This is a genomic window from Acinetobacter sp. Ac_5812, from assembly GCF_013072695.1.
In the GTDB taxonomy this organism is placed as follows: Bacteria; Pseudomonadota; Gammaproteobacteria; order Pseudomonadales; family Moraxellaceae; genus Acinetobacter.
The window spans coordinates 1-22,667 of record NZ_LXUK01000001.1 but is presented as its reverse complement, the minus strand read 5'-3'; the positions used below and the strand labels follow the sequence as shown (position 1 = coordinate 22,667).

The window sequence follows — 22,667 nt, the reverse complement described above, 5'->3', positions numbered from 1 at the left end:
TATGAAAAAACCGATGAATGACCAAACTTGACATTGCGTATTGTCAAATTTGTGCTTTAATAAAGTCATGGTTTATACAGGGTATAAAAAAAATGGAAAAGCAAGTTGATGTATTAATTATTGGTGCAGGTATCTCTGGGATTGGGCTAGCTGTGCATCTCTCAAAGAACTGTCCACAACGTAAATTCGAAATCTTAGAACGTCGTGATAGCTTTGGTGGGACTTGGGATTTATTCCGTTACCCTGGGATTCGTTCTGACTCGGATATGTCAACCTTTGGTTTTAATTTTAAACCATGGGCAAAAGACAAAGTATTGGCGAGCGGTGCTGAGATTAAAGGTTATTTAAGCGATGTAATCAGTGAAAATCAGTTAAAAGATAAAATTCATTTTGGTCATCGAGTTCTTTCTGCAAACTACGATTCTGCAAAGAAAAAATGGGCTGTCGAAATTGAAGACAGTAACAAGAAAAAGCAAACTTGGTCAGCAAACTTCGTGATGGGTTGTACTGGCTACTATAACTATGATCAAGGTTATGCACCGAAATTCCCAAAACAGGAAGATTTCAAAGGCCAATTAATCCATCCACAGCACTGGCCTGAAAACCTAGATTACACAGGTAAGAAAGTCGTTATTATTGGTAGTGGTGCAACAGCGATTACCCTTGTTCCTTCAATGGTGAAAGGTGGAGCAGGGCATGTGACCATGTTACAGCGTTCTCCTTCTTATATTGCGACGATTCCTTCAATTGACTTTATTTATGAAAAAACCCGTAAATTTATGTCTGAGGAAACCGCTTATAAATTTACCCGTGCACGTAATATTGGGATGCAACGTGGTATTTATGCATTGGCACAAAAATATCCAAAAACAGTACGTCGTTTATTGTTGAAAGGCATTGAGTTGCAGTTAAAGGGTAAAGTGGATATGAAACACTTTACACCGAGCTACAACCCTTGGGATCAACGTTTATGTGTCGTGCCAGATGGTGATTTATTTAAAGCGTTGCGTGAAGGTCGAGCCAATGTTGAAACGGATCAAATTGAGAAGTTCACGGCAAATGGTATCCAGTTGAAGTCTGGTAAACACCTTGAAGCAGATATTGTGATTTCAGCAACAGGTTTGGAAATCCAAATCTTGGGTGGCGTGAAAGGCACAATCGATGGCAAGCCAATGGATACCTCTCAACACATGCTTTATCAAGGTGTGATGGTGAGTGATGTACCAAATATGGCGATGATCATTGGTTATATCAATGCATCATGGACATTGAAAGTTGATATTGCTGCGGATTATATCTGTCGTTTGCTTAATCATATGGACAAAAATGGCTATGATGAAGTCATCGCCCATGCAGATCCAGCATTGCGTGAGCAAGATACCATTATGGGTAAAATGTCTTCAGGTTATATTGCACGTGCAGCAGATGTGATGCCAAAACAAGGTAAAAAAGCACCGTGGAAGATCACCAATAACTACCTTGCGGATCGTAAAGAATTGAAAGATGCATCATTCAATGATGTGGTTCTACAATTCCATAAACGTGGTGAGCAAGTCGATCGTAAGCCAAAGCTAGTGTCGTAATTATTTATTGAATTTATTAAAAAACCCTATGCATAAGCATGGGGTTTTTTATTTGCAATCAGGCTTTAAATTCGATCAATATCGCGTATATTGAGCACATTAGAAAATTTTGATTAAGGATAATACGATGAAAAAAATCATCATCTTAGGGACATTATTATTCAGTACATTGGTGTTTGCCGATGATGCAAAACAAAAAGAAGCGATTGCACAAAAGCTGGTATCTGTTGACGGGACAGAACAAGGTTTGCAAAACACTGATAAAATGATTTTAGAGCAAATTCGTATGCGTTTGCCAAAAGACTTACCTGAAAGTTTTTATACCGATTTAAGCAAAAATCTGAATAGTGAACAGCGTAAGCAATTTATCGTGCAACGTTATGTAGAAAGTTTTAGCCAGAAAGAGTTACAGGCTGCATTGACCTTCTATCAATCTGTGGAAGGAAAGGCTTGGGCAAAGAAAGCCAGTGATGTGGGCAGTGAAGTGGCGCATTTCACGACACAAAATGCGCGTACTGCGTTGAATACCACCATGCAACAATATATTGAGAATCCAAAAGTGAAGCAGCTGATGGCAAGGATGAATCCGCAGCCCGTTCAAACAACTGAAAAACCTGAATCGAAATAAATAAAAAGGGATCGCGCGCGATCCCTTTGTTGTATTGATATTTAGAGTGTGCGGGAAATGAGCTCTTTCATAATTTCATTGGTACCTGCATAAATACGATTGGCACGGTTGTCGATATAAGCACGGGCAATTGGATATTCCAGCATATAACCATAACCGCCATGTAGCTGTAAGCAGTCATCTACAACTTTTGAGAACATGTCGGAAATTTTGTATTTCGCAGCTGCTGCCGCATCCACACCTAAGTTTTCTTCAAGTTGTAATTCCATACAACGATCGAGATAGGTGCGACAGAAATCAATTTCAGTACGCAATTCCGCCAGTTTAAAGCGAGTATTTTGGAAGGTGCTAATGGCTTTGCCGAATGCTTTACGATCTTTGGTGTATTGCACGGTATGTGCAAAGGCCGCTTCTGCCCCCGCTTGGCAGATAATCGCGACCAGCATACGTTCCCAAGCGAGCTCTTTCATCAACATGATAAAGCCCATGCCTTCCATACCGAGTAAATTTTCTTTCGGTACACGGACATTATCAAAGAACAATTCACAAGTATCTTGGCCTTTCATCCCGATTTTATTCAAAGGTTTGCCTTTGCTAAAACCAGCACGATCTGCTTCGACAATAAGTAGCGATAAATTGGCTGAACCTTTTTCATTGTTGCCTGTCTTACAGACCACAATCGCCATGTCACATAAATAACCATTGGTGATAAAGATTTTTGAACCATTGATGACATATTCATCGCCATCCAGTACCGCAGTAGTACGCACCGCTTGTAAGTCTGAGCCTGTGCCAGGTTCAGTCATGGCAATCGCAGTGACTGCTTCGCCTGTGGCCATTTTCGGCAACCAATGTTGCTTCTGTGCTTCATTGCCAAAGTTGTTGACGTAGTTGGCAACGATATCTGAGTGCAGCGAGAAACCGGTACTCGAATCCATGGCATAAGCTTGTTCTTCAATCAGAATCATACTGTAAAGACGATCGACACCAGAACCTCCGTATTGTTCAGGCATTGTTGTGCAGAGCAGACCAAGTGCCCCCGCTTTATTCCATAAATCACGATCTACATGTTGTTGTGTCTCATATTTTTCAATATTTGGAACAACTTCTTTCTCATAGAATTTACGCACGGTCTCGCGGAATGCTTCGTGGTCTGAAGTAAACAGTTTGCGTGGGAGCATGTTTGGAATTGGACGAATAGCACCTGATTGCATTTGTTATTTTTCCCTAGTGTGTTGGATTTAAGTCATCGTCATCACCATACAAGAAATCGAAAATAGTGAACAATGTGATCAATGCTCAATTTGATTGATGTATTTGGTCACTTGAGAAAAATCTCTCAGAACTTCATTGGGTAGATCGGGTACACTATGGGAAAATTGTTGCATTGCGGAGCCAATAATGTCTGATGAAATGACACTGGAAGAGCGTAAGGTTGTGTATCGTGCGCGTCGCGGTTTAAAAGAAATCGATGTGTATTTTGATCCTTATGTTAAAAACCATTACCTGACAGCTGATATTGCTGAAAAGGCATTATTTGCGGAGTTGGTCGATCAAGAAGATCCAGATTTATTGGATTGGTTTATGGAGGTTGGGGAACCGCCTCGTGCAGAATTAAAAGATTTTATTTTAAAATTAAAACACTATGTCCATGGCTAATGGTGTTTTCGAGCTGCAACGCAGTCGTTTTGCGATGGTATTGCAGCTCTTGATTTTCATTGCCATGCTTAGTTTAACCTATTCCTTACTTGCCTTATGGATTTGGCTACTGTGCTTCTGCATGATGAGCGTCGCTTGGTTTTTATTTTTGAAACAACCTCAAATTAGACGATTTGAATACTTGGATCATCAAGAGTGTTCATTTGAGTTTTCTGATCCAGCCTTAACGATCCAGCGCAGACAGATCGTCAAAATACTGGATCACCAACTTTATATCGCGCTGTATTTTTCTCATCAAAAGAATAAAAATTGCATTATTTGGTGGGATCAATTGTCACATTTGCAATGGAAAAAGCTAAAATTACGCGCAAAACTGGGATGATTGTTCGACAATTCTACAACTGTATAAAATTAATAAAAGTATAAATTTCAATATCTTAATTAGAATTAAAGTTTATCTTGTTTAAATTGTTAGATTAAATACTCTAAAAAATAGTGAAAATCATGATTGTCAGACAATCCGGCGCTCAAGTCTGATTTATTTTCGTTAAAGTACAAACACCAACGTAAAGTATGGTGGAGGTCCAAAATGGAAATTCCAACATGGTCGTTTCTGGTGGTCGCAATCATTTTTGCGATTGTAGTAGGAAGAGCAGGAACTTTACTCAGGGAATTTCTTGAATCACGTCAAGTTGTCGTGACCAAGAGAAAGAGATTGAAAGTGTCATCAATATATCACTCTCCCGTGAATATCGATGGTGAACGCCAATCTAGTATCTATCAAAAGTAGATACGTAAGTGTAGGAGGTCTCTATGGAGATTTCAATGTGGATGTTTCTAGTAATTGCAATCGTTATGGCGATCGTAGTAGGAAGAGCCGGAACATTACTCAAGGATTATTTTCAACAAAACTAAAATATAAAGAGTTTCACGATTTTACCAGTTAATAAGTAGCATGTGCTGAACCGTCGCAATGCTACTTTTTTTTGCCTGAAATTTGTGTTTAGCCGCCCAAGTGTCAATTCCTTCCTCTGTGATATGTGTCAAAATGTCTAGGTTAAAATTAGAGCAATTACTCTTTAATTCAGGTTATGCATCTGATAATGTACAGCTAAAAGGAAAAAACAAATTATTAGAGGGACAGGAAGTATGTCTAGACTCCATAAAATTGGGCAAGGTGTGGCGGTTGCTGTATTGACAACATCAATGCTATCAGGATGTTCATATGTAATTAAAACAGGTGCCAACGTGGCACTTGGTTTTGGTGAAAAGCATATTGTTCCACCGATTTTGTCGATGGATGATGCTGAAATGGTATGTAACTCAGGGAATGCTTTAACCCCTGCAGTGATGTCCACCAAAGATATGGGTGCTGATCCGACTCGGATGGCAGTCTTACTTTATACGGCAGCAGGTGTGTGTGCCGAGAACCAAGCTTTAGAAGCTGAATTACGTTATTTACGTGCGTCTAAAGCAGGACAAGTATCTGAAGCGCAAGATGCACGTATTGAACAGAAACGTTGGGCGGCTATCGCTGCTGAACGTCAATATGCGGGCTATCAGCTGTTTGCTAATCGTTGGGAAACTAAATACAAATATAAGTTGGGCGACTCATGTCCAACCATGCGTAATGATCTAGACCAAACTGTTTATTTACTCGGTATGGTCAGTGGTCTGCAAGCTATGACCAACGATATTAACTCTGGTGGTGCGATCAATGTACCTAAAGATATTGCAGGTATTGTTGAACGCGGTATGGCGTGTCTGGACAATGAAAAGTTCTGGGGTGCACCAATGGCAACCCGTGCGGTAATCTGGACGCTTTTACCGGGTGCAGGTGATGGTAAACCAGAGCCTTATGCCACCATGAAGCAATCCATGGCAATTGGTGAGAAAAAAGGTGTACGTCTTGCACATGCTTTATATGCTGTTGCAGCCCAAGCCAGCGGTGATGATGCCAAGTTACGGGATGCATTCCGTTCTTATGCTGCGGCAACTGGCGATGATAAACCTGCGAATCCACAGTTTAGATTGATTGATAAGATGGCTGGCTTAATGGTTCGTGGTATTGCAGATCGTTATTGGACTGAAAATACCGGTGTAAGAGCCGGCGATGAGGGTTTAACTTCATTCTGGGATGACAAACAAGAGAGCTCAGCAGAGTTAGATTCACTCTTTGATGGTGGTGGTGACGGAGCTCCTGCTCAAGATCAGGCTGCACCAGCGCAAGATCAGGCTGCACCAACACAAGAAACACCAACTGAGTAACCTGAATTAAACGACCTTTTACCAGTGCAACATCTAAACTTGTAAAAGGTCTGTTTTTTAAGAGGGAAGCGATAGATGAAAGATCAAATATGGATAAGGAAAATCATTTTGATCGCGATATGTATTTCCATATCGGCTTGTCTACAGGTGTTTGCTGATCATTTTATTTATTGGCGCCCTATTTTATTTACTGAATTTTGGCGTATCTGGACGGCACATTGGGTGCATGTGGGTTGGATTCATTTTCTACTCAATATGATGGCTTTTGCCTGTTTACCTTTTATTTTCCCGCATGTACGCAACTGGCATCTAGGTGCATTGCTATTAATTCTGCCTCCATTCATTAGTTTAATTTTTTATTTTTATTTACCTTATATTGATGCCTATGCCGGGCTTTCTGGCGTTTTGCATGGTCTCTATAGCGCTGTTGGTGTGGTGTATTTGCAATATCGGAATGAACGGAAATTTGCAATTTTGGTGCTAGCATTGATAGCTGCCAAACTGATTTGGGAGAATACCTTTGGGCAAACAGGAACAGCCCAGTTAATTGGAAGCCCAGTCTTGACCGAGGCACATTTGATCGGTGCCATTGGTGGCTTGCTCTGTGGTTTGAGTTATTTATTGATAAAAAACATAAAAATTAGAATGTCATGATCATTGGATAAACCAGCTTAATAATATTTCAGTGGGTACAACGAGGGATTGGTTATAGTGAGAATAAATGTGTTCTCTATCAACCATGTACATTGAAAATTCAGCATCTTCGGAGGGATGTTGATCACAATAAACTGGAATAGATATGCAACATGATCAACAGAAAAAATCTGGATTAGGTCTACTGAGTTATATTTGGACCGAGTGGATATCAACCTTTGTTATCCTTTGCTTATTACTCATGACATTGATTATTGGTACTGGAGAAATGATCCACGGCCAATTATTACGAATGGGGGAGCGACTATATGGTGATCCTGCAATTGGAATGCAGTATTCATTTTTGCGTGCTGAACCAGAAAAACCCACCTGTGACCGAAACCCAAATATTGATGCGCAAGTTCAGGAACAGATGCGGATCAATGCTGCTGACGAATTTGCCAGTATGTTTGGTGTGGCTTCAGAGTCAGATGTACGCGCCTCATTGATGGCGGCACAGCAACAATGTGATGAAAAATATCAATTTTATGATAAGGCAATGACGCATATCGAGGCACATCCGAGTGTGCGGACCTATCGTCAGATTGAAACCAGTTTCTTTGGCATCTTTAAATTTGGTACAGAAAACCGCGCTTTATTCTTAGTGATTATGGTGGTATTTGCGGCCATCAGTGCCACATTAAAGACCCATCATATTGGTTTGCGCAGCCCCGCAACGAAAATTGATTTCCGTATCTATAGTATTGCGATGCTCATTGGAAATGGTTTATTGACCTCATCGGTGCTGAGTCAATATCGATCTGTGATGAATTCTGGTGTTCCGATTAGCCCAGAAATGACGCTGATTTATTGGTTATGGATGATTTTATTTGCGGTACTGACCTTGATCAGTCTGTATCAGTTGATTAAGTCACCTACGCCAACCCGAGAAGGGGGAAGTGTTGGTTTAGCTTTCCTCAGTGTGCCTCTCTATGCCTATATGGCGATTATTACAGGGGTTGCCTTTAGCTTCTTCATGGCCTATCCAATGGGGCAAGGGATTTACTTAGGGCAGTTGGTCGAGTTCTCGAGTATTTTCTTAAATCTGGCCCTGTTTATTTGGGCGGGGATGCTATTAAAGCAGACACGGATTGTTGATTTATTCCTGAATATCTTGCGTCCGTGGAATCTAGCGCCTGAAACATTAACCTGGTTAATCTTAATTGCTGCAGCTTTGCCGACGGCTTACACCGGCGCTTCAGGTATTTTCGTTATTGCAGCAGGTGCAATTATTTATAAAGAGGTCTGGAATGCAGGTGGGCGTCGCCAATTTGCTTTGGCTGCAACCGCACTTTCTGGCTCGCTTGGAGTGGTGCTTCGTCCATGTCTATTGATCGTGGTTGTGGCTTCTTTGAATAAAGAAGTCACCACTGACCTGTTATATAAATACGGTATGTATACCTTCTTATTAACCTCAACTTTATTCTTGGTAATCGCGCTGTTTTTTGCCGAACAGAAATTTAGAATTGCACCATTTAAAGTTGCCTTGCCAAAGTCGTTACGTGCATTTGTGCCTGTATCACCTTATATCGTGATTTTCATCCTGATTTGGTTGTTTTTTAAACATGCATTAGCAACAGATCTGAATGAATTTACAGCGCCTGTGATGATGCCAATCATTTTATTGTTGATGGTGCTCTTTGATAAATTGCGTAAAGAACCTGCACCTTTAGCCCCTGTTGGGCATTGGGATAGTACTTTGAACAGTTACACTATTCCTGCGGATGGTTCTCAACCTGCTGCGCCAATCAACCCCGCAGATGATCCGCGGAATCCTGTGCGCCGTGTTTCTTTCGGTAAAGCATTACATGCATCGACCAGTGAGACCGTTGGACATATCGGGGCTTTAGTGATCCTCATGGCACTTTCGGTGAGTGTTGGTGGTTTCCTTGAACAGATTCATATCATGGAAACTTTCCCGCAAGATATTAACAGCACCTATGTGGTGATTACGCTAATCGTGCTGTTGATGATTTTTGTGGGGATGATTATGGATCCATTCGGGGCGGTTATTCTTATTACTGCAACCGTTGCGCCAGTGGCCTATCAGTATGGCATTGATCCTGTGCATTTCTGGATGATTGCATTGATTGGTTTTGAATTGGGTTATGTCACGCCACCTGTTGCACTGAATCATTTATTGGCGAGACAGTCGATTGGTGATGCAGAAGTGGCGGAAGCAGATGCAGAAGTACGCCATCTGTCCTTCTTCTATCGCTATGAGCGCTGGATTTTACCATTATTGGTAATGGTGCCTGCAATTCTGATCATTGCCTACGTCCCTTATGCCTTTAAATTGTTTGGCTGGTATAGCTAGCATTGTACTTTAAAGATCAAAATAAGCACCTTCGGGTGCTTATTTTTTTATGGTAGATACAGTGTTGACTCGGGTTATGCAGATAAATTTGGGGTGAAAGAACAACAAGCGATGAATTTAGGCCAGATAAGGCTATTATGTGATTAAAATAACATTTTTAGATTGAAATAGTTATGCTATAAATAGACGGAAAAGATGGAGTAGCCTGCATTAGCGCTAACTTATCTTATGCTGGAAGGAACGGTAAAAAAGACAATTTAGCGCGCTAAATTGTTCATTAAAATAAGGATGAAAATAGAGGGCAGTCGAGAGTACATATAAATTGATAAAAACAACCAACAAAAAAGTGATTGCAGTCATTCTTTTTTCTAAAAGTTTGCTGCAAATTTAAGCGGTTTAAAAAGGGATTGGTGATTCAAAGGGTAAATTCATTTATCTATCAACCATGGACATCGCATGATTCAACATCTTTGGATGGATGTTGATAACAATAAATTGGAATAGACATGCAAAATGATCAAGAGAATAAGACTGGATTAGCCCGGTTAGGCTATATCTGGAATGACTGGATATCAACCTTCATTATTCTTGCTTTGTTGCTAATGACGTTGCTTATTGGTACAGGCGAAATGATTCACGGTCAGATGCTTCGTATGGGGGAGCGTTTATACGGTGATCAAACAACAGGGATGCAATATTCGTTTTTACGTGCGGAACCTGAAAAACCATCTTGTGATCGACATCCAAACATTGATGCACAAGTTCAAGAGCAGATGAAAGCCAATGCTGCCGATGAATTTGCAAGTATGTTTGGTGCGGCTTCTGAAGCTGATGTTCGTGCGTCTTTATTAGCCGCACAGCAGCAGTGTGAAGAAAAATACCAATTCTATGATAAAGCAATGAAGCACTTGGAAAACCATCCAAGTATTCGTACTTATCGTAAAGTTGAAACCACTTTCTTTGGGATCTTTAAATTAGGTTCTGAAAACCAAACTGTTATTTTATTAATCATGGTGTTGTTTGCTTCAATTACAGCATCTTTACGTTATCACCACATTGGTTTACGTGCACCAAAAACTAAAATCGACTTCCGTGTCTATTCGGCGTTGATGGTTGCTGGTAATGCTTTACTCAGTTATTCCGTGATTAGCCAATACCATTCAGTATTGAATTCAGGTGTTGAAGTTGCTGGAAAAACGGCAGTTTTGTATTGGTTGTGGATTGCATTATTTGTGTCACTGACCATTATCAGTATTTTCCAATTCATCTTTATTCCGAAGACAGCACAGCCGAAGGGTAACTTTGGTTTGGCGCTACTGAGCGTTCCTCTGTATGCGTTTATGTCTTTGGTGACAGGGATTGTATTTACCTTCTTCATGGATTATCCAATGGGGCAAGGGATCTACTTAGGTATCTTGGTGGAGTTCTCAGGTATTTTCTTAAATCTGGCATTGTTCATTTGGGCGGGTATGTTACTGACCCAAACACGCGTGATGGATTTATTCTTAAATATCTTACGTCCGTGGAACTTGGCGCCAGAAACCTTGACTTGGCTAATCTTGATTGCAGCAGCGATTCCAACAGCATATACAGGTGCTTCGGGGATTTTTGTTATTGCAGCGGGTGCGATCATCTATAAAGAAGTCTGGAACTCAGGTGCACGCCGTCAATATGCCTTAGCCGTATCAGCAATGTCTGGTTCTTTGGGTGTGGTGATTCGTCCATGTTTACTTGTAATCCTGATCTCGATGCTGGACAGCCGTCATGTGACATCGACAGAATTATTTGATCACGGTATCTACGTCTTCTGGTTAACAGCCTTCATCTTCTTGGGTGTTTCTCTGATTCTTGCAGAGGAAAAGTTCCGTGTAAACTCACCTAAAATCGCTGTGCCAGGGATGTTACGTGCCTGTGTACCTGTGATCCCGTATATCATCATTGGTTTTGCTGTGGTGATGTTCTATAAGCTTGCTTTAGATACGTCAATCAATGAATTTACTGCGCCAATGATTTTACCGTTGGTATTGATTGCAATGATCTTGTTTGACAAGTTATTTGCCTCAAAACTTGCACCTGCACCAGTGGTGGATGCGAAGCATGAAGCTTTGGTTCGTGAGCATGAAAAGAAATCAGAATTCTTGAAATCACATGATCCACACGGGAGCAAGAGCTTTGGTTTTGGTGGAGCATTACGTTTTGCAACCTCAGAAACGGTCGGACATATTGGTGCATTAATTCTATTAATGGCATTGTCTGCAAGTGTTGGTGGCTTAATCGAACGTGCAGAAGTGGTTGAATTATTACCAACACACTTGGGTAATATTTATATTTCACTTGCCTTTATTGCACTGTTACTTGCGATTATTGGTATGACGACCGATCCATTCGGTGCGGTGATTTTAGTTGCTGCAACTGTTGCGCCTGTTGCTTACGAGAATGGCATCCATCCAATTCACTTCTGGATGATTGTATTGGTGGCATTTGAATTTGGTTATGTAACGCCGCCTGTTGCCTTGAACCACTTACTGACGCGACTCTCCGTCGGGGATGAAGAGGTCTCGGCCGCCGATAAGGAAGCGAAAGAGAAATACACCAGTTTCTACTTCCGCTATGAGCGTTGGTTGTTGCCGATTATCGTCTTGTTCTCATCGTTGGTGTTGGTGACATATGCGCCGTATATCTTCCAGATGTTTGGTTGGTATAAGCACTAATTATTGAAACCAAAAGAAAAGCAGCTTAGGCTGCTTTTTTTTATTGTTATTTTATTGAATAGGTTAATCCATGAAAAAACTGAGTCAGGACGAATATCAGGCAACCTTTTTTCCTCCCATGCTAGATATCACAGAGAGTGCTGAGGAAATTGTAGATTTATGGGGATATGCTGATCTTGTGATTGAACAGCTCTATCATTCTTGTACTGCATGGGAATGGTATGTGAAACATATTTATGAAACTCAAGATGGGCAATTCCAGCATATTAATATCCCAGTGCCCTTAGATAATACCTATCTTGTTGTAATTATTGATAAGCCGAAACGGGAAATTCTAGGTCACTATGTACTGGATCTGCACCCTTATCCAAAGTCATGAACTTACAATACTGACTTTTTTGACCTTTGGATTAAAGGGCTACATAACAAAATCGCTGAGAGAATAATGCCAAAACCAATCACACTATATAAATCAGGCACTTCATTCCACAATAAAAAGCCCCAAATCCCTGCGAAGATAATCGCAATATAATTGACGGGTGCAATCTGCCCAGCAGGGGCAAGCCGATAGGCGTGTGACATAAAAATCTGGCTGACATTGGCGAGTATACCCGCGCCAATCAAAAACAGTAACTCCTGTAAATGATAAGGTCGCCATACCCAAAACATCGGAATGACAGACAATAAAGAACCAATAAAGCAGAAATAAAACACGATGCGTTCAGGTGGTTCGGTCTGTGTTAGGGCGCGAACGGTAACAAAGGCCATTGATGCCAACAAACTTGAACTGATCCCGACAATAGAGATCCAGTTTAACAAGCCTTGATCAGGCTTGGCGACACAGAACACCCCAATAAAACCCAAGCCCGCAGCACAGAGCATTGCTGTGGTGATTTTTTCTTTGAGAAATAGCCAAGCAATCAATGGAATAAAAATCGGGGAAGAATAGGTAAAGACCATCGCATTGGAGAGTTTTAAATGTGCAATGGCATAGAAAAAACCATACATGGCAGCAAGCCCAACAATACTACGCCACGTATGCATCCACAGTTTTTCTGTTTTTACAAAGCGGGTTCCTTGCTTGAAGATAAAAGGTAAAAACAGGATCAGCCCCACCACATTGCGGAAAAATACAATGGTGTAATTATCAACTGTATGTGAAGCATAACGAATACAAATGCCCATCACAGAGAAAAGCAACGCAGAAAGAGTAAGGCAACCAATCGCCATCATCAGGTTGCGATTGGTGGGTTGAGCATCCATAGCGATTCGGGTATTGGGAGATTGTGCTTATTTTATGCTGCTGCTGAGGTGAAAGGAATGAGATTTTCAGCTTAATGTCATCTCATTGCTTAGACGGCTGTTTCAGAAAACTGTTTCAGATAATCACTTGGTGTCATGCTGGTTTCACGCTTAAACATCGCACTAAAGGCGCTGGGGCTGTCATAACCCAAATCTAAGGCAACATTTAAAACTGGTTTGTTTAGGGACAAATCAATCATGGCTTGCATCAGCTTGGCTTGACGGACCCAATGAGAAAAATGCAGTCCAGTTTCTTTTTGGAAATGTCGTGCCAGTGTTTTACTACTGATATGCAGTTGTTCAGCTGTATCTTCCAGATTCCAGTTAAAGCTGAGATTGTCTTTAATTTTTTGACAGAGCTGTTGTAGGCGTGGGTTTTGAGGATCTGGCAAATTAAAGGCAAGGGCTGGCAATACCCGAACTTCGTCTAAGATTAACTGCAACAGCCTTTCATCACGACTATTCGGCTGGATTGCTGTTTCGATCTGCATCGCACTACTCATCAGCTCCCGTAGCAAAGCAGGAATGGCAACAACACGGCATTCTGAACTCAGATGGGTTTGTGCTGAGGTTTCTATAAAAATCCCTCGGGCTTTGACATCACCGCTGCTGAGTAAGGCATGCGGTTTATGCGCAGGAATCCACACGCCACGTCCAGGCGGGGTAATCCAGATGCCTTCATGGGTTTGTACTCGAATCACGCCTGATAGGGTATGAATCAATTGGATTCGATCATGGCTATGCCAATCTTCAATATGTCCATGTGGGTAGTTTTCGGAAAAGGCATAGACTGGATAGTCTAAATACCCATGTTCAAAGTTCTTTCCCATCGTAAGTACCTCAGATAAATTGTCTGTTTTTCGATAGTAATCGTCTTATTATCGAGAAATTATAAATTGATTGTTTTTTAGCATGATCAATACCGCAATGTATAGGTCTAGCACATGTTTCAGAAAGCTTATTTTTATCCGTTATTTGCCATTTTGTTCTGGGCGGGCAATGTGGTGGTCTCTAAAATGGCCAGCCATGCCATTTCTCCTGTCGCCATTACTTTTTATCGTCTGGTGTTGGCGCTCGCGGTGATGAGTACCTTTGTGTTGATTCCGGTTTGGAACAATCGACACACGATCAAGCAGTATTGGAAACAATTGGCATTGGGTGGTTTTCTGTCCGTATCTCTATTCCAGTTCTTGTCTTATCAGGCAGCATCCACCACAACGGCGACCAATATGGCGATTGTTACCGCCTTGATTCCTTTACTGACCATGATTTTAAGTAGTGTGATGCTGAAAGCTCGGCTGAGCTATGGCATGTTGTTCGGAGGCGCTCTATCTTTTTATGGCATTTTGTATTTGTTAAGTCATGGTTCAATTACCGATATCTGGAAGCAAGGCGTACATTTGGGTGATGGTTTGATGCTCATTGCTGCGGCAGGTTATGCCTTATATGGTGTATTACTGAAACGTTGGAAAATGCCGATTCCTGCGTGGCAATCGAATTTTGTGCAATCCAGTTTTGCCATTGTTTATGTATTGCCATTTTTTATATTTTTGCCTGCTTCGCAGATGCAACTGAATCAACAGACCATTCCACTAATTGTCTACGCCAGTATTTTTTCTTCAGTATTGTTGTCGTATTTATGGATAGAGGGGGTGAGACATTTAGGACCGAATCGAAATAGTATCTTTATGAATCTATTGCCCTTATTTACTGCGCTGATTGCGGTGGCTTTGCTGGGCGAGCATTTGCAGTTGTTCCACTATATAGGTGGTGGCTTAACCTTGCTGGGGATTTTGATTGCGCAAACCATTCAGAAACCGATTCAATTTAAATCAGCCTCAAAACACATTTTAGATTAAAAATACAGTTAAGAAAAAAGCTTTAACGGGGGTTAAAGCTTTTTTATTTTAAGAGTGGTTTTGAGCCGCAATCTGGGCTTCTAAAAGTTTGATTTGATCTTCTTTCAGCTTCAGTAAAGTATCTACATCGCTATTTTGCTGTTTCAAATCATGTTGCTGGTCTTGCAGTTGTTGATGAATATCATCCAGTTTAGCAATTTCTTCTTTAGCCAAGCTATCATTTGCAGGCAGAGGTGCTTTCACAATCGACTCTTCAACCAATTGGATCGGTGCAGCGACATCACTGCTCGCCGTCGTTACTTCTTCAGCTGTAGCTGCGGCTTCAGTTGGTGCTGGGGTAACGCTTTTTTCAGCAACAGGCTGAGTCGGTGCGGAGGTTGTGGCTTGCTGATCTTTTTGAGCTAAGAACCATTGCACAGCAAGGAACAGCACCACGACAATACTAATTCCACCAATTATCATCCATAATAATTTGGAATTTTCTGTTTGGTATGTGGACATCACTTTTAACCTTCTAGTCAAAATGACGAGGTTTGAATTGTATCACCCCGATTTCATCTGGCTCAGCGGGTTGTGCCTGTTCCACATGGGTTGGGCGTTTTTCGCTATAAGCACATTCGATACATTCAATCCACTCGTCATCCACAGTGATGATCTTAACCACACGATCTAAGGCCCCACATTTCGGGCATTTTGCGCCCGCGATGAACTGTCTTTTCATGTCAGTTAATTACACCCTGTGAACAATAATGACGTAGTTTAAGCGCTTTTATCGGTGTTCGTCCAACCTTGATGACGTAATAATGCATCTATTTTTGGTTCTCTTTTTCGGAAATTGCGAAACGCATCAAGCGCTGTATCTTTTCCGCCAACTGCTAGAATAAACTTTCTAAACTCTTTTCCGGTCTCGGTGTTAAAAACACCTTCGCTTTCGAAACGGTCAAATGCATCACTGGCCAAAACTTCTGCCCATTTATAAGAGTAGTAGCCTGCCGCATAACCGCCTGCAAAAATGTGGCTAAAGCTATGTTGGAAACGGTTATACGGTACAGCTGGAACCACGGCAAATTTAGCGCGAATATCATCCAGTGTGGCTTGAATTTGCTGACTGTTTAAGGCTGGTGCTTGGTGGTGAATACTCAGGTCAAACAATGCAAATTCAATCTGACGCAAGGTTTGCATACCCGACTGGAAGAAACGAGCATTCAACAACGCAGATAGCAATTCTTGCGGTAAGGTTTGTTTGGTTTCAGTGTGCTCGCTGAGTACATCTAGACTTTCATTGTCCCATGCCCAGAATTCCATAAACTGACTTGGTAATTCCACCGCATCCCATGCCACACCGTGTGTCCCTGCAACCGAGATGTTATCCACTTCGGTGAGCATATGATGTAAGCCATGACCAAACTCATGGAACAAAGTAATCACTTCATCATGAGTCAGTAGCGCAGGTTGATCGCCAATCGGTGGGGTGAAGTTACAGACCATGTAGCAAATTGGTTTTTGTAGACCATTGACTGTTTGTACACGAGAACGGAAACCGCTCATCCATGCACCACCACGTTTGCCATTTCGTGCATATAAATCAAAGTAGAAACCGCCGACCACTTGGCCTTGATCTTCAATTTCGAAATAACGGACATCATTTTGCCAGACAGGGGCTTGGCGCTCAACGATCTGGATCCCGTAAAGGCGTTGCACGATCTGGAATAAACCTTGTACCACTTTTGGTGCAGGGAAATACGGTTTAAGCGCTTCTTGAGAAAGATTGAACTGTTGCTGTTTCAACTTTTCAGAATAGTAGGTCGCATCCCAAGGTTTTAAGTCTGTAATACCATCTTGTTGTGCAATCTCTTTGAGTTCTGCAATTTCAGCAAGTGCTGGAGTACGCGCATGTTCTGCAAGATCAACCAAGAATTTATCTACGGTTTCGACATCAGGTGCCATTTTGCTGGCAAGAGAATATTCAGCAAAGTTATTAAAGCCAAGTAGTTGCGCCATTTCTTGACGCAAGCTCAGGATTTCCTCCATCACTGGGGTATTGTCAAATTCTGTTTGGTCGGATTGTTCTGAGGCACGGGTGACATAGGCCTTATACAGCTCTTCTCTTAATTCACGCTCATCGGCATAGGTCAAAATGGCAAAATAAGCAGGGAAGTCGAGTGTGGCAACAGCTTGCTCAAGCTCACGTTGTTGCCCATATTGTTTTAATAATTCAACACTGCTTTGCGGTAGGCCTTTGAGTTGTGCTTCGGTCAAAGGCTTGAAGTAAGCTTGGGTTGCATCGAGTACATGGTTCGAAAAGTCTGAAGACAACTGGGATAAACGTGCTGAGATTTCGGCATAACGTTTTTTGGCTTCACCTTCCAGTGCAACACCTGACAGTTTAAAATCACGTAGCGCGAGTTTAATGGCACTTTGTTGCGCTTCGCTCAGCGTTTGAAACGCTGCACTGTCATGAATCTGTTGATAGGTCTGATACAGTGCCGTATGTTGACCTAGTTGCGTATAGTATTCACTTAGACTCGGTAACAGGGCTTGGTAGACTTCACGGGTTTCCGCATTGTTCATCACGGCATTGAGATGTGACAAAATCCCCCACGATTCACTCATGTTATTTTCAAGTTGATCGACTTCTGCCAAGGTTGCCAGTTGGGCTTCAGGGCCTTGCGGAACTTCATTGAGTTGATTTAAGAAGTTTTGACCGTTTTTGATGGTCTGTTCAATCTGTTGTTTTAAATCGGCAAGTTGAATTTGATCAAATTGAGGAACGGGAAGTGTCGCTTGCTGGAGTGTCATTGTATTTTTGCCATATTCATCTTTAAACATAGTTATAGATGTAGGGCTTCGGAGGTGAGAAATCAAGGTTGATTGATTATTTATTCATTGGGTTTTGCGTTGTGATCTGAATTTCATCAATCGACAGTACATATGTACCGAATGTGCTGTGACGGGTAGATAGCTTTAATTTGAGTTGATGGTCCCTATACATTACATATTGTTTTGATGTAATTCTGAAAATAGGGATCCCTGAATATATTGTTTGAAAAGAATAAAGATCGGTATTTTTAGAGCGCCTTTTTACGGCTTGTGCTGATATTTCTATGATTTGAGGTTTTCCTAGCGTATATGTCCAGATCATTGGAAGCTTACTTGCCAAGTTGAGCCAGAGTATGGGAATAATAAATAAAGGGAAAATAAATAAAGCATGACGCTTAGGTTGTTTTTGTACACGCTCCCAGTGTCTAGGGATCACCCATTCCTGTCTCTTTTTCAAATAGAGAAAATAAATAAGGAGTAAGGCATAGAGAAAACCAGCAAAGATCAAGGTGACAATTTTTACCGTATAGCGAGGTGAAAAATTACTCCAAAATACAGAAATAGCTGCACCTATTGTGAGAAAAAAAAGAGAATAGATAAGTAATGGTGATAATAATATTTTGTGATACGGTAGTGAGTCATTCGGATTTTATTTATATTTAGAAATAGTCTATCTATTCATTATATAACAAAAAATAAGAGAGCCGAAGCTCTCTTGTTTTTTAAAATTACTCAGCCTTTGCTTTCGCATTCGACTTTTTCTTTTTCACTTTTTTCTTCGCCTTCTCTTTACTATCAGGTTTAGCAGAAGATTTTTTACTTGGCTTCTTGGTATAAGAACTTGGACTATTTTTGTCCTTTTTCTTACGCACAGGCTTTTCACCATCTTCACTGACTTTAGAAGTTGTCGATGGCTGTTTGCCAAATACTTCTTCAGTTGCTGAAGCACGCTTCGAGCTAGAAGGATTCGCAGTACGTGGTGCTTTCTGACGAATTACACGACCCAAATGTGTCAGCTGTTGTACCAGTTGGAAGTCAATTTTACGTTCTTCCAAGTTGACACCTGCCACTTGGATCTTCACTTCATCACCAAGACTGAATGACTGTCCACGGTTTTGACCAATCAAGCTTTGGCTGGCTTGATCATAAAGGAAGAAGTCTTCACCGAGCTGACTGACATGGATCATGCCATCGACATATAAATCTTTGAGTGTGACAAATAGACCAAACTCAGTGACAGCACTGATTACCCCGACAAATTCATCACCGATATGCTGTTGCATATAGTGGCATTTCAACCACATGGTAACACTACGTGATGCTTCATCAGCACGACGTTCTGTCTTGGAGAAATGTTCACCCGCATCATCTAAAGCGGCACCTGACAGTGGATACACTTTTTTGTCTAAATACGCTTTGATCGCACGGTGTAATAATAAGTCAGGATAACGACGAATCGGTGACGTGAAGTGGGTATAGGCTTCATAAGCAAGACCGTAGTGGCCTGCATTCTTCGCACCATAGTAGGCTTGCATCATCGAACGTAACAACACCGCATGAATACTTGGTGCATCTAAACGATCTTTGGTTGCTTCAATGACGGCTTGATAATCTGCTTGAGTTGGCTGTTCAGGGAATGGTAGACCAAGCAATTTCACAAAGTCACGCACTTTCTGAATACGTGAAAACTCTGGTGCTTCGTGCACACGATATAACATCGGAATATCATGTTCTAAAGCATATTCTGCTGCAGCAACGTTGGCCAGCAGCATACATTCTTCAATCAGTTTATGTGCATCGTTACGACTACGTGGCAAGATTTCTTTGATCCCACCTAACTCGTCAAAAGTCATATAGGTTTCAATGGTTTCAAATTCCATTGCATGACGTTCAGCGCGTAAGCCTTTTAGTGTTTGATAAAGCTGGAAGAGTGTATTGAGTGACTTGTGAATGCTCTTATCTTCAGGGATCGCATTGGTTGCCCCCTCAAAATACTGCCCAACTTGGGTATAAGTCAGACGAGCTTTGGAATGCATCACCGCAGGGTAGAACTCATAACCTGTGACTTTACCTGCACGAGACAGTTTTAAATCACAGACCATACATAAACGGTCAACATGCGGATTTAAAGAACACAAGCCATTTGATAGCGCTTCTGGAAGCATAGGCAATACAAAGTGCGGGAAATAAACCGATGTACCACGTTCTTCTGCTTCTTCATTTAATGCAGAGTCTAAACGGACATAATGACTAACATCGGCAATCGCAACGACAACACGATAACCACCGCCTGCACGTTTCTCTGCAAAGACTGCATCGTCAAAATCTCGAGCATCTTCACCATCAATGGTGACTAATGGCAAATCACGTAAATCAACACGTCCTTTCAGATCTTTTGCTGAAGGTTCTTTAAAACTTTCAGCTTCTTTAATGACAGCATCAGGGAACTCATATGGCAAACCAAACTCTAAGATGGTCTGCGGAATAATAATCTCGGTATCGGCTTTGTCTGCCATCGATTGCACGATATGACCTGTCGCCAGTTCTTCGCGTGTTGGATAGTCATCAATTGCAACACGGAGCATATCCCCAACTTTAGCCTTGGCATGCTCAATCAATTCTTTTTCTAAAGTAATAGGTTGATGTTGGTTTGGATTCCCTGGTTGAATGAAGTATTCACCTTCATGTTCAGACAATTTACCAATAATTTGTTTAACGCGATGTTGTACCACTTCACTAATAAAGCCCCAAGGCTTACCTTTACGATCAACTGAGGTTTGACGCACTTTAACGCGGTCGCCATTAAAAACTAGGCGAAGTTCACGTTCAGGTAAAAGGATATCGTCCTGACCTGCAATATTGGCAGTACCTAGACCTTTGCTATTGATATAGACCGTTGCTTCATGAGTTGGCAGATCGGTTGCCGGTTGGTATTTAAAACCATCCTTCATAAGTTGCCCATCACGAACCATGGCGCTTAAACGGTGATTCAAGGCATCAATGCTTTTTTGATCGGGGATATTAAAGTGGTCAACCAGCTCTGCATGGGATTGTGCAGTTTGTAATTGTTCTAATGTAGTTAGAATAAGAGTTCGGCTAGGAATAGGATTATCGTAACGTTGCGCTTCTGCTTTTGCTTCGGGATCGGCCCAATTTTTAGTCATATCGTTTCAATTCACATCTGGCAGATCGGTTTAGCATAAGTCATTCAAACTCTAACTGCACGTCAAAGATTGCAAGATTCTGTTTATTGCTCCGATCTGAATAAAGGAGAGAACACTATATTAACAAGCGTTGAACTAAAAAATGCTGAAAAAATGTGGAAATTGGTTAAAAAACATTTGATTGAGCTTAAAAAGTAGAAAAAAACAGGAACATCCCTTGTGTAATGTGGTTTTAGTTTGTATTATTGCGCTCGTGTTACGGTGAGATGGGTGAGTGGCTGAAACCACATCCCTGCTAAGGATGCGTACGGGTAACTGTACCGAGGGTTCGAATCCCTCTCTCACCGCCACTTTACTTAAAGCGCTCATAGCTCAGCTGGATAGAGCACTTGGCTACGAACTAAGGGGTCGGGAGTTCGAATCTCTCTGAGCGCACCAAGTAAAGATTTAATGTAACACACGCCTGAATAGGCACATAAGTAATGCGCTCATAGCTCAGCTGGATAGAGCACTTGGCTACGAACTAAGGGGTCGGGAGTTCGAATCTCTCTGAGCGCACCAACTTAATAGAAGAAACCGCTTAATTGCGGTTTTTTTGTGCCTGAGTTTTTTGATTGAATATGAATTAAATAATAAATATAAAAAAAGCCGCTGAGATCAGCGGCTTTTTAGCTAATCTATTTTAGAAGTGATTCACTGAACTGAATAGATGATCTGTAAGACTGCTGAGTGGGGATTGAAGAGATACAAGATCTGTTAAAGAACCACCATTTGGATTTGGTTCGCCTACAGCGATGCCAGAAGTGACGGTTCCAGTCAATGCATCTAAAATTCCGTCTATACTACCATGAAGACTGTAATCCCCATTTCCAACACTGACGCTAATTAGATTATTGATACTCTCTAATGAACCATCGCTGAATAGGGTACTGACATGATCTTGTAATGTGTCTACTGCAATGTTGCCATTGCTAATGACCGTTTGAATCGGTTGAGCAATTCCTGCGATAACGTCTCCGCTATTTGCACCATTATTAATGGTTCCAAGAATATCTGTAATCACACTTAGACCACCTTCACCACCAATACCGCCAGTAATCCCACCGATAATGCCAGTGATCGCGCCTAAAGGACCACCTTCACCGCCACCAATTCCACCAGTGATACTACCGATAATACCAGTGATTGAGCCTAAAGGACCGCCTTCACCGCCACCGATTCCGCCAGTAATACCACCAAGGATGTCAGAGATTGAGCCTAAAGGACCGCCATCACCACCAGCAATACCGCCAGTAATCCCACCGATAATGCCAGTGATCGCGCCTAAAGGACCGCCATCACCACCACCGATACCGCCAGTAATGCCGCCGATAATGCCTGTGATCGCGCCAAGAGGACCGCCTTCACCACCGCCAATACCACCAGTAATGCCAGTGATCGCACCTAAAGGACCACCTTCGCCACCACCGATACCACCAGTTACACCGCCGATGAGGCCACCGACATCAGTGAGGTCACCAGCAATATGCTGAACCAGACCAGAAGCCGTTGAACCATTATTAATCAATGTGCCGACAACACCTGTGAGCGAACCCGCAGCACCACCAATATCAGCACCTGCTAAATCAGAAATTGCTTCCAATGTACCGTTTACTGTATCGCG

Annotated in this window: 18 protein-coding genes, 3 tRNA genes and 2 pseudogenes; 14 read left to right on the top strand and 9 right to left on the bottom strand. The window is 41.7% G+C overall.

Translation table 11 applies throughout. The annotated features are described in order from the left end of the window. The first annotated feature begins 92 nt into the window (after positions 1-92). Together A7P55_RS00110 and A7P55_RS00105 are read left to right on the top strand one after the other, a co-directional pair. Entirely contained in the window at positions 93-1,583 is a 1,491-nt protein-coding gene (locus tag A7P55_RS00110; RefSeq protein ID WP_171550652.1) for an NAD(P)/FAD-dependent oxidoreductase, read from the top strand. 127 nt (positions 1,584-1,710) lie between these two features. Further along, positions 1,711-2,211: a DUF2059 domain-containing protein gene (locus A7P55_RS00105; RefSeq protein WP_171550651.1), complete on the top strand. Its 501-nt coding sequence runs from the start codon at positions 1,711-1,713 to the stop codon at positions 2,209-2,211. Between the two features lie 41 nt (positions 2,212-2,252). Here A7P55_RS00105 and A7P55_RS00100 read toward each other — a convergent pair whose 3' ends face one another. Then, entirely contained in the window at positions 2,253-3,425 is a 1,173-nt protein-coding gene (locus tag A7P55_RS00100; RefSeq protein WP_171550650.1) for an acyl-CoA dehydrogenase family protein, read from the bottom strand. A 187-nt stretch (positions 3,426-3,612) separates the two neighbouring features. On the opposite strand from A7P55_RS00100, the gene A7P55_RS00095 reads away from it, so the two are divergent. The 8 genes from A7P55_RS00095 (at position 3,613) to A7P55_RS00060 (ending at position 12,238) form a co-directional block, all read left to right on the top strand. Continuing rightward, a complete protein-coding gene (locus A7P55_RS00095; RefSeq protein ID WP_004804137.1) occupies positions 3,613-3,870 on the top strand; it encodes a succinate dehydrogenase assembly factor 2 in 258 nt (85 codons plus the stop codon). Continuing rightward, complete coding sequence (locus A7P55_RS00090; protein ID WP_171550958.1) at positions 3,863-4,252, top strand: hypothetical protein; 390 nt, start codon at positions 3,863-3,865, stop codon at positions 4,250-4,252. The genes A7P55_RS00095 and A7P55_RS00090 overlap by 8 nt, the downstream gene beginning before the upstream one ends. Before the next feature lie 207 nt (positions 4,253-4,459). Further along, positions 4,460-4,660 carry a hypothetical protein gene (locus tag A7P55_RS00085; protein WP_004804140.1) on the top strand — a complete coding sequence of 67 codons (201 nt, stop codon included), beginning with the start codon at positions 4,460-4,462 and terminating at the stop codon, positions 4,658-4,660. A 359-nt stretch (positions 4,661-5,019) separates the two neighbouring features. Beyond that, complete coding sequence (locus tag A7P55_RS00080; RefSeq protein ID WP_171550649.1) at positions 5,020-6,138, top strand: hypothetical protein; 1,119 nt, start codon at positions 5,020-5,022, stop codon at positions 6,136-6,138. Between the two features lie 75 nt (positions 6,139-6,213). Then, positions 6,214-6,792, top strand: a complete 579-nt coding sequence (gene rrtA, locus A7P55_RS00075) for a rhombosortase (protein WP_171550648.1) — start codon at positions 6,214-6,216, stop codon at positions 6,790-6,792. 145 nt (positions 6,793-6,937) lie between these two features. Continuing rightward, positions 6,938-9,148 (top strand): TRAP transporter large permease subunit, encoded by a 2,211-nt coding sequence (locus A7P55_RS00070; RefSeq protein ID WP_171550647.1) that lies wholly within the window; start codon positions 6,938-6,940, stop codon positions 9,146-9,148. Between the two features lie 506 nt (positions 9,149-9,654). Then, positions 9,655-11,859, top strand: a complete 2,205-nt coding sequence (locus A7P55_RS00065; RefSeq protein WP_171550646.1) for a TRAP transporter large permease subunit — start codon at positions 9,655-9,657, stop codon at positions 11,857-11,859. A gap of 70 nt (positions 11,860-11,929) precedes the next feature. Then, on the top strand, positions 11,930-12,238 hold the full coding sequence (locus A7P55_RS00060; protein WP_171550645.1) for a hypothetical protein: 309 nt from the start codon (positions 11,930-11,932) through the stop codon (positions 12,236-12,238). 2 nt (positions 12,239-12,240) lie between these two features. Here A7P55_RS00060 and A7P55_RS00055 read toward each other — a convergent pair whose 3' ends face one another. Together A7P55_RS00055 and A7P55_RS00050 are read right to left on the bottom strand one after the other, a co-directional pair. Continuing rightward, on the bottom strand, positions 12,241-13,122 hold the full coding sequence (locus A7P55_RS00055) for a DMT family transporter (protein WP_171550644.1): 882 nt from the start codon (positions 13,120-13,122) through the stop codon (positions 12,241-12,243). An 89-nt stretch (positions 13,123-13,211) separates the two neighbouring features. Beyond that, complete coding sequence (locus tag A7P55_RS00050) at positions 13,212-13,991, bottom strand: helix-turn-helix transcriptional regulator (protein ID WP_171550643.1); 780 nt, start codon at positions 13,989-13,991, stop codon at positions 13,212-13,214. Between the two features lie 114 nt (positions 13,992-14,105). Here A7P55_RS00050 and A7P55_RS00045 point away from each other — a divergent pair, with 114 nt between their 5' ends. Beyond that, positions 14,106-15,020, top strand: coding sequence for an EamA family transporter (locus tag A7P55_RS00045; protein WP_171550642.1), 915 nt, complete (start codon positions 14,106-14,108; stop codon positions 15,018-15,020). Positions 15,021-15,068: 48 nt separating this feature from the next. On the opposite strand, the gene A7P55_RS00040 is transcribed toward A7P55_RS00045, so the two are convergent. From A7P55_RS00040 to rnr, 5 genes and pseudogenes are all read right to left on the bottom strand, one after another. Beyond that, a complete protein-coding gene (locus A7P55_RS00040; protein ID WP_171550641.1) occupies positions 15,069-15,524 on the bottom strand; it encodes a hypothetical protein in 456 nt (151 codons plus the stop codon). A 10-nt stretch (positions 15,525-15,534) separates the two neighbouring features. Next, positions 15,535-15,741, bottom strand: a complete 207-nt coding sequence (locus A7P55_RS00035; protein WP_004657752.1) for a YheV family putative metal-binding protein — start codon at positions 15,739-15,741, stop codon at positions 15,535-15,537. Positions 15,742-15,779: 38 nt separating this feature from the next. Continuing rightward, positions 15,780-17,819, bottom strand: a complete 2,040-nt coding sequence (locus A7P55_RS00030) for a M3 family metallopeptidase (protein ID WP_171550640.1) — start codon at positions 17,817-17,819, stop codon at positions 15,780-15,782. A 76-nt stretch (positions 17,820-17,895) separates the two neighbouring features. Continuing rightward, positions 17,896-18,482, bottom strand: a pseudogene (locus A7P55_RS22835) (hypothetical protein). 86 nt (positions 18,483-18,568) lie between these two features. Beyond that, complete coding sequence (gene rnr / locus A7P55_RS00025) at positions 18,569-21,004, bottom strand: ribonuclease R (protein WP_171550639.1); 2,436 nt, start codon at positions 21,002-21,004, stop codon at positions 18,569-18,571. A gap of 260 nt (positions 21,005-21,264) precedes the next feature. Between rnr and A7P55_RS00020 the strand changes: the two genes are divergently transcribed. The 3 genes from A7P55_RS00020 (at position 21,265) to A7P55_RS00010 (ending at position 21,565) form a co-directional block, all read left to right on the top strand. Next, positions 21,265-21,354, top strand: a tRNA-Ser gene (locus tag A7P55_RS00020). 11 nt (positions 21,355-21,365) lie between these two features. Beyond that, a tRNA-Arg gene (locus A7P55_RS00015) sits at positions 21,366-21,442 on the top strand. A 46-nt stretch (positions 21,443-21,488) separates the two neighbouring features. Further along, positions 21,489-21,565: transfer RNA gene (locus A7P55_RS00010), tRNA-Arg, on the top strand. 121 nt (positions 21,566-21,686) lie between these two features. Here A7P55_RS00010 and A7P55_RS00005 read toward each other — a convergent pair. Further along, positions 21,687-22,667, bottom strand: a pseudogene (locus A7P55_RS00005) (hypothetical protein); the annotation flags it as partial.